Raw genomic sequence first — 7,696 nt, 5'->3', positions numbered from 1 at the left:
CTGCCGCCCCACCCGACCCGAGTCGGCGGACTCCCGGCGTCCGGATGGAAGACGCCGAAGTCCGTCAGTTCATCATGCTCCACATAGATCAGCCTTCGGTGAGCGCGACCATGTTGCTGCGAAAACTGCGGGACTCTGGATTCTCGTGTGAGCAAGGACGCTTCAAGAAACTCTTCCATGAAACCATGGCTGAGGTGGCGGCCTGAATGACCTCGACCACCCCGAATGTGCTTCGCCGACGAGCGCTCTGCCTGTCGCAGAGCGGCAGGCATCCCCTGTACGTCTTCACGCTCCGAGCCGAAGAGATTTTACAGGTCGGCGACATCTCCCGCGTCAGCCGAGATGAGGCCGGCAAACTCATTGGATACCAGAGGCCGGAAGTCCGCCGCCACGTGCAGGAGATCGTCGAATACCTCGACGGCCTCGATGCCATCTTTCCTAATCCGATCATCATGGCTTTGTCCGATCGGGTGCAATTTCAGGCAATCCGCGGAAACCGCATGCCAGGTGACGAGCTGGGCATAACCGGCACGGTGACAATCCCCCAGCCTGCATCCGGGCGGCCGAAGCCGGCCTGGATCGTGGACGGGCAGCAACGGGCGATAGCTCTGTCCAGGATCAAGAACAAGGATTTCCCGGTACCCGTAACCGCTTTCGTCGCCGACTCGGTGCAGATACAGCGCGATCAATTCATTCGCGTCAACAATACTCGACCGCTCCCCAGAGGGCTCGTGACGGAACTGCTGCCCGAAGTGGATAGCAAACTGCCTCCGCGCCTGGCGCTACGCAAGGCCCCCTCTGAACTGTGCGATGTCCTGAACACCGATAACCGATCTCCCATGCGCGGGATGATCCGTCGATCCTCGACACCGAAAAACGACGACACCATGGCCGTGATTACGGATACAGCCGTCGTGGACATGATCCAAGAAAGTCTCACTTCGCCTTCCGGTTGCCTGTATCCGTATCGCGATGTGCGTCAGAACGAGACGGACTTCGACGGGATCATCCATGCTTTGTTTACATACTGGTCCGCAGTTCGTGACATCTTTCCCGATGCATGGGGAAAACCCGCGAGTCGAAGCAGACTGATGCACGGCGCAGGAATCCGTGCTATGGGCAGGCTGATGGATCGCATACTCGGCACGGTGGACGCACGTCGACCGGACGCACCACAGACGATTCGAAAACACCTGGAACTCGTTGCTCCTCACTGTTGCTGGACCTCGGGAACATGGGATGAGAACGGAATGAAATGGAACGAGGTCCAGAATGTACCCAAACACATCCAGGAACTGTCCAACTACCTGATTCGGGTGTACCTCAACGCCAGGGTGGGGGTTTAGAGATGAAGTTCTATTTCCCGGACAGCCAGGATCTCGTGAGTCCGACCTACGACTTCCTGCACGACGAGTATCTGGCCACTCGAGTCCGTCAACGCGATGACCTCTATGCTCACGAGGTACTGGCCAAGCCCGCCTACAACGGCGTATTGGTCTCCAAAGCGATCGTGGACGGTTCGGTCCGCAGCGCTGGCAAGTACTCGATGCCCCAACGAAACAGACTGTATCGCCTCGGTGTCCGATCGTTTTTCAGACTGCCCGATGACGTATCAACACTCGGGGATTGCGGAGCATTCAACTACGTCAACGAACCGACTCCTCCGTACACTGTCGACGAGGTACTCGATTTCTATGAGGAGTGCGGGTTCGATGCTGGCGTGAGTATCGACCATGTGATCTTGGGGTATCAGCGGCCCGGCTTGGTGAACGATCCCAGAGAAGAATGGGTGGAGCGCAAGAACATATCGCTCCAGTATGCCGAAAAATTCTTGGCGGCGGTCGCAGATCGGAAATCCCTGGTCCAACCGGTGGGCGCCGCGCAAGGATGGAACCCCCAGAGTTACGCCGACAGTGTCGCCCGACTGCAGGAGATGGGTTATAAGCGGATCGCCCTCGGCGGCATGGTTCCTCTGAAGACTCCGGATATCCTGGATTGTCTACAGAAGATCGACGAAGTGCGCAGCCGGAGCACCGAACTGCACCTGCTGGGCATAACCCGCCTGGATTCGGTCACTTCATTCGAAGAACTCGGAGTCACCAGTTTCGACAGCACCTCAGCCTTCCGCCAATCCTTCATGGACGACCGGGACAACTACCACACTCGATCGACCACATATACCGCAATCCGCGTGCCACAGGTCGACGGCAATGTGACATTGAAGCGGGCTATTCTATCTGGAAAAATTTCTCAACGCAACGCATTAACCGCAGAACGCAATTGTCTGGCGGCATTACGGCAGTTCGACCGGGGAGAGTGCAGTGTCCAAGAAACTCTTGACGCAGTCCTCGCCTACGACCGAACGATCGGGGTTGAAAAGAACCGTGAACAATCCTATAGACGCACTCTCGAAGATGCCCCGTGGAAGTCGTGTGACTGCGGCCTGTGCGGCAAACACGGCATCGAGATAATGATTTTCCGGGGAACCGAGCGAAACAAGAGGCGTGGATTTCACAACCTGTCGGTCCTCGCCGCCAAGATGGACGCACAACGCACCGACGTCCCACAATCGAAACAAGAGGAGTCCGTTCATGGCTGATCGTTACGACATTCGGGTCCCTGCTCTGCAGGTCCGGCAGGGCGATCGCCACATTTACTGCTTCGGTATCGACGGCAAACACCTACTCGACTTCACGACGGTGTCACGGGTACGCCGCTCCGGCCAAGGCAGCCTCGATGGCTACCAGCGCCCGGAGGTCCTCAGCCACATCCGGGCGATCCGCAGGTATCTCGAATCTCCTGAAGCCATGTTGCCGAATGCCATCGTTCTGGCCTTCGATGGGCGGGTCCGGTTCGAACCGAGTCGCCAGTTCAGCGCGGTGGACTACTCGATCCCCGGCGATCTCGTCATCCCCGTCGACGAGACGATCGATGAGTCGGCGAAGCCCGGACTGCTCGTCGACGGTCAGCAACGTGTCGCGGCCATTCGAGACGCCGACGTCGACGAATTCCCGGTGGCAGTGGTTGCGTTCATCGCCGACGGCGAGGAGGAGCAGCGCTCCCAGTTCATCCTGGTCAACAACACCAAACCGCTGCCCAAAGGACTCATTCACGAACTGCTGCCGGACTCGGCCGGCTATCTTCCCCCGAAGTATGCCCGGCGCAAACTCCCGGCCGAAGTCATGATTCGCCTGAACATCGAGGAGGACAGTCCCTTCTACGGAGCGATCGCAACACCGACATCGCCAGACGGCCGTATCAAGGACAACAGCGTCCTCAAGATGATCGAGAACAGCCTGTACGACGGAGCCCTCTACCAGTACCGGAATCCCGAGGACGGCACTGGTGACGTCGAACAAATGGTCCTGCACCTGAAGATCTTCTGGAAATTGATCGCCGACATGTGGCCGATCGAATGGACCTTGCCACCCAGGAAGTCCCGACTCACGCACGGTGTCGGTATTCAGTCACTCGGGTACGTGATGGACATGCTCACCGACAGGCACACAGCGGACCAACTACCGGAGAGCGGATTGGAACGGCGACTGGACGGGCTGCGAGACGTCACTGCGTGGACTTCGGGCACATGGGATCTGGGCCTCGACGATCAGCGGCGGTGGAATTCCCTGCAGAACACCCCGACTGATATCAAGCTGCTTACCAAGGTTTTGGCTGCTGCGGTGCGAGTGCGTAAGCCGATCGTCTGATAGCCGACATATCGCCGCTCCGAATCGCGCTGTCATCCAGAGGTTCGAAGGTCGTCCAGTTCCGCTTCAACTGCCCGCAGCATGGATGCCGATCCTGAACCGTCCGGGTAGCAGATCCTGCCCCGGACGGCGTTGTCGACGATGAAGCCGGTGGCGGCGTGTGCAGCACGGCGAGTAGCAATGGCGATGACGTCAGCGTTGCGACTGTGTTGGCGAAGCGCTGCATTGCCGACCTTGTCGGAGGACCGACTCACCTGGATGGTGGGATATTGAGCAGTTAACGCAGCCTCGACACGATCGAGCGTTCCTGCATCGAGGCTGTACAGCAAAACGCGAAGTCCCGTCGGCAACTCACGCTCAGCAGACGCTCCTTCGACTTTCGCGGAAGTCCAATCGAAATCGAGACTCAGATCATCGGAGATCAGCGCGGCAAGCGAGCGCAATGCCCCTGCCAACCGGTGCCGCTTGTGGTGCAGTTCGCCCAGAATTCGCGTCACGAAAGCGATTTGCGTGTCACTGTCCGGGCGCGGCCCACAGGTGACGACATCTGCCAAGTCCAGCGCCTGGGCGGCCGTGTTCACCGAAACCCAACGATTCGTGAAGGCCCCTAGATCGTCTAGCAACTCAGCATAGTCGTCGGCCTTCGGCGCACTGCTGAGCACTATGGCAAGGAGCGCAGTCAATGCGCTCACGTCCGCCGGTGCGAACCGCTCCTCGATCAGGTAACGGCGAATGAACGCATGCGCGGTCTCCGGTGCGGGCACTTCCGAGTCCGAGGTCTCGAGAAACGCCGCTACTCCAGCAAGCAACGCCTCGGTCGCGATATCCGGCAGTGCATCGATGAGGTGAGCGATCTCGGCATCATGTTCTGCTACCGGAGGCCAGGAATCGGCGAGTTCCATCGGGTTGTGTGATGGTGCGGTCCCGTCGAGGCCGCCCAGCCACTCGATCCACGAACCCGGCGATCGATCCGTGTCCTCTACTGGTTCTTGGTCCGACTCGCCAGATACCTGGCCCGCCTCTACTGGCGGCGCGTTGTCTGAAGTCGACTCCGGTTGTTCGTGGAGTCCCAATTGCTTTTCGAGCACAGATCGGGCGTACTCGCCGATCGATTGGTTCTTCAGTAGAAGCAGCGCCAGTTCACGGTCTCCCCGTGCCGCCGCAACGATCACTCCGAGAGCGACTGCGTCAGTGACATGCGACCGTGCCAAGAACGCTCCGGCCAGCATGGCTACGTCGACAGGGTCGTTGCGGAGGCGACCCAGCGCCTCCTGGACATCCAACTCGCCATCGGTATAGAGATTGACACGCGACCAGGCACCAAGGATCGCCTCACGGACCACCGTGGGTGGTTCGGTGTGCACGACAGTGGGGAGCGAAGTATGCGCCAGCAGCTCGGAGTCGCGTCCCAACCGTCCAAGTCGTTGCAATTGCAGGAAAGCCAGATTCTCATGCGAGATACCACCGATCCGCTCGATCTCCTCGAGGAGACCGGTGGACTGCGCTATCGCTCCCGCGGCGAGGGCAACGTCGAATTCCCGCAGAAGCCTGCCCACAGGTCGAGGAAGCGACGGCCGTCGCCTGGGGCGTCCGGCAAGGCTGCGCACCAACCGCTGGAGTCCTCTGACGAGGTGCGACTCGGTTTCAGGATCAGGGCGCAACACAAAAGTCGTTCCAGGCCCGACCAAATCGTGAATAGCCCGCTCGGGCACGTCCGACATCCGCAGCCGAGCCACCCGACCGTCGAATGGCGACAGATAGGCACCGAAGAATGCATGCAGAACCGGTCGGATGCGCCCCGCATGGGCAGTGTCCCAACACACCACATAGACGGTGGCCGCTTCTCCCCTACCGTCCCGACGCGGCAGAACCAGTGGGCATTCCCCTCTGTCGCGTGCACTGTGAATGAATGGGCTGATCACTCCCGCCTGTCCAACGTCCGGATCCAAATTGGGCCAGATAAGATTCGGCGGGGCGAAGAAACGCCGCACGGCCTCGTCGTAGTCGGATGACATCATTCGTCACCACTGATCCATCGGGTCTGCAACTCGAGACGCTCTCTCGCCGCTGCCGCGCGACTGACGAGCAGATCAATGCTCTCCTCGTTGCGTTGCAAGCCATTCCACGTGAAGTTCATAGACCCCTTCATGACCCAGTCGTCACCGACGAGCACCTTCTCGTGCAGATCTGGACTCGAGTACACGCGAATCGGAACCTCATGATTCCGTAGGCGCCGAATGAATCCAACGTTGTGTTCGACCTCTCGCACGGCGACATGCACCTTCGAACCAAGGCGCGCCAGTTGGACCAGTACGTCGGAGAGGAGCAGTTCAGTCGGTGCCTTGTCGCCCAGCACGGCATCGAAGCGGTGAGCCGAGTTGTCGAGCACCAGAGTGTCGCTCACCCACCCGCTGACGAGCCACAACTCGGGGCTGGGCGAGCAGAGTTCTGAGAGCAGGACTCCGGCCAGCACGTCCGTGATCGCCAGGCCGTTCCGCGGCCGGGTTCGGATGGTGCGCTGCATTCGGATGCTCACTGCAACTCCTCGGCGAGATCCATTCGTACGACTGATTCCAAGCCATGTCGGTCGACAGCCGTGACACGGGCATACACGCGCAGACCGGCGCGCTCCACGGGTGTGACGAGGCATTCGCGGATTGCGATTGCGAGATGGTCGTTCTGCGATGCCTGCGCACACAATCGGACTGCACCATCTCGCTCGACAGCGTCGACGTAGTGCGCCTGCCATCCATCCTGCGAGACATCCACGATGACCGACCTGTCGGCAACGAGCGACTCGATCGTGAGGCGCTCTACGACCACATCATCGCGGTATGGATTCCAGTGCTGCAGGCGCTTGTTGCGGGCTGTATAGCCTCTTGCCCAGAGCATGCTGTATGCGGAGTCGAGAGTCATAGGCTTGATCGAGACGCCGAGCGTGCCCTTGTCTGCGTGGTAGACCAGCGTACGAGGATCAACCTCGACACCGAGGGAGCGTTCGAGATCACCCCAGGCGCTTACCAACTGACACACCTTTGCATCGAGTTGGGATTGGGAACCGGGCCGCAGGAATCGGGTTGAGAAGGTTGACAGTGCGAGGTGACTGGGTGGGCCGTCGAGCACCTCCCATTGGTGCCGCAAGTTGTCGAGCGCTCGATCGAGTGCACCTGCACCGCGGGCCGAGCGGAAATCCGCGACGGCTCGTGCAAATCGCGATCGGCTGTCAGCCAAGGCCGCCAGCGCCGTCCGAAGCGCACGATCGCTGCCTTCGACATCGGTCGGCGCGACAGCGCGGCCCACCCCATCCCAGAACCGACGCGGATCCACCGCGTATGCCCTGTGAAGGGCCTCCATGATGCCGAGTCCTCCGATGGACGTCTCCGAGAGGACAATTCGGTATTCGCTGGCGCCGTGTACCAATTCCACATCGACGACCAAGTCGTTTTCCTGGGCATCGGGTACGAGAGCGAACGTCGCGTCGAGTATCGCGGCGGCAAGCGTGTCGGCGAAGACTTGCCGGTGGAGGTCTCGTGTCGCCGTATCGACCCCTGGGGAAGTAAGTAATGTCGCATGCTCCTCGACCACGATCTGCACATCCGCATCAGCAGCCAGGGCGGTGAGATCAGCCAGCACGCGGTGGTTTTCGACCGCACCAGTGTCGTCCGATCGATAGGCGGTGCCCAGGAACGTCGCGAGGTCCTCCGCCCACCCACCGTTGGCGAGCGAGGAGTAGTCGGCTTCCCCGCCGGGGTTTCTGATGCCCGCGTCGACGTGTGCGTGTAGGTAGACTTCGACCAGCCATCGCCGCTGGAATACGTTCGCGATCCCATCGAGTCGCTTGTCCGAGAGCACGCTTCGCCGGAACGCGAGTGTGCGCCACGCAGGTGTCCCCGCCAGCCCGGGCCCCGCGTACCCGGGGGGGCCCGTGCCCCTGACGCAGCAGGGATGCACCACCAAGTCGGATACGATAGCCGGGGGGTGGGGTTGAT

General features: G+C 60.5%; 7 protein-coding genes. 4 read left to right on the top strand and 3 right to left on the bottom strand.

Annotation, left to right across the window (positions count from 1 at the left end; all coding sequences use genetic code 11):
• The 4 genes from QH283_RS10220 to dbpB (QH283_RS10205) form a co-directional block, all read left to right on the top strand.
• The coding region (locus tag QH283_RS10220) for a hypothetical protein (RefSeq protein WP_280502778.1) at positions 1-206 on the top strand (206 nt) is incomplete at its 5' end.
• Positions 207-1,346: a DGQHR domain-containing protein DpdB gene (gene dbpB / locus QH283_RS10215; protein WP_280502777.1), complete on the top strand. Its 1,140-nt coding sequence runs from the start codon at positions 207-209 to the stop codon at positions 1,344-1,346. It abuts the gene before it with no gap.
• A 2-nt stretch (positions 1,347-1,348) separates the two neighbouring features.
• A complete protein-coding gene (gene dpdA, locus QH283_RS10210; protein WP_280502776.1) occupies positions 1,349-2,599 on the top strand; it encodes a tRNA-guanine transglycosylase DpdA in 1,251 nt (416 codons plus the stop codon).
• Complete coding sequence (gene dbpB, locus QH283_RS10205) at positions 2,592-3,707, top strand: DGQHR domain-containing protein DpdB (protein ID WP_280502775.1); 1,116 nt, start codon at positions 2,592-2,594, stop codon at positions 3,705-3,707. The genes dpdA and dbpB (QH283_RS10205) overlap by 8 nt, the downstream gene beginning before the upstream one ends.
• Before the next feature lie 32 nt (positions 3,708-3,739).
• Here the strand turns inward: dbpB (QH283_RS10205) and QH283_RS10200 are convergent, their stop codons facing one another.
• From QH283_RS10200 to QH283_RS10190, 3 genes are read right to left on the bottom strand one after another with little or no spacing between them, the layout of a single operon-like run.
• Positions 3,740-5,725 (bottom strand): hypothetical protein, encoded by a 1,986-nt coding sequence (locus tag QH283_RS10200; RefSeq protein ID WP_280502774.1) that lies wholly within the window; start codon positions 5,723-5,725, stop codon positions 3,740-3,742.
• The gene (gene dpdK, locus QH283_RS10195) at positions 5,722-6,243 is read right to left on the bottom strand and encodes a phospholipase D-like domain-containing protein DpdK (protein WP_280502773.1); all 522 of its coding nucleotides are present in this window, start codon (positions 6,241-6,243) and stop codon (positions 5,722-5,724) included. Before dpdK ends, QH283_RS10200 begins: the two co-directional genes overlap by 4 nt.
• On the bottom strand, positions 6,240-7,559 hold the full coding sequence (locus QH283_RS10190; protein WP_280502772.1) for a hypothetical protein: 1,320 nt from the start codon (positions 7,557-7,559) through the stop codon (positions 6,240-6,242). Before QH283_RS10190 ends, dpdK begins: the two co-directional genes overlap by 4 nt.
• Positions 7,560-7,696: the final 137 nt, after the last annotated feature.

This window comes from Nocardia farcinica (genome assembly GCF_029867845.1).
In the GTDB taxonomy this organism is placed as follows: Bacteria; Actinomycetota; Actinomycetes; order Mycobacteriales; family Mycobacteriaceae; genus Nocardia; species Nocardia farcinica_A.
The sequence above is the reverse complement of the archived record's forward strand: the minus strand, read 5'-3'. Positions and strand labels throughout refer to the sequence as shown.

Excerpts from the sequence above, each read along its gene's own strand:
- dbpB (WP_280502777.1), top strand. The coding sequence starts at position 207 with ATGACCTCGACCACCCCGAATGTGCTTCGCCGACGAGCGCTCTGCCTG.
- dpdA (WP_280502776.1), top strand. The coding sequence starts at position 1,349 with ATGAAGTTCTATTTCCCGGACAGCCAGGATCTCGTGAGTCCGACCTAC.
- dbpB (WP_280502775.1), top strand. The coding sequence starts at position 2,592 with ATGGCTGATCGTTACGACATTCGGGTCCCTGCTCTGCAGGTCCGGCAG.
- QH283_RS10200 (WP_280502774.1), bottom strand. The coding sequence starts at position 5,725 with ATGATGTCATCCGACTACGACGAGGCCGTGCGGCGTTTCTTCGCCCCG.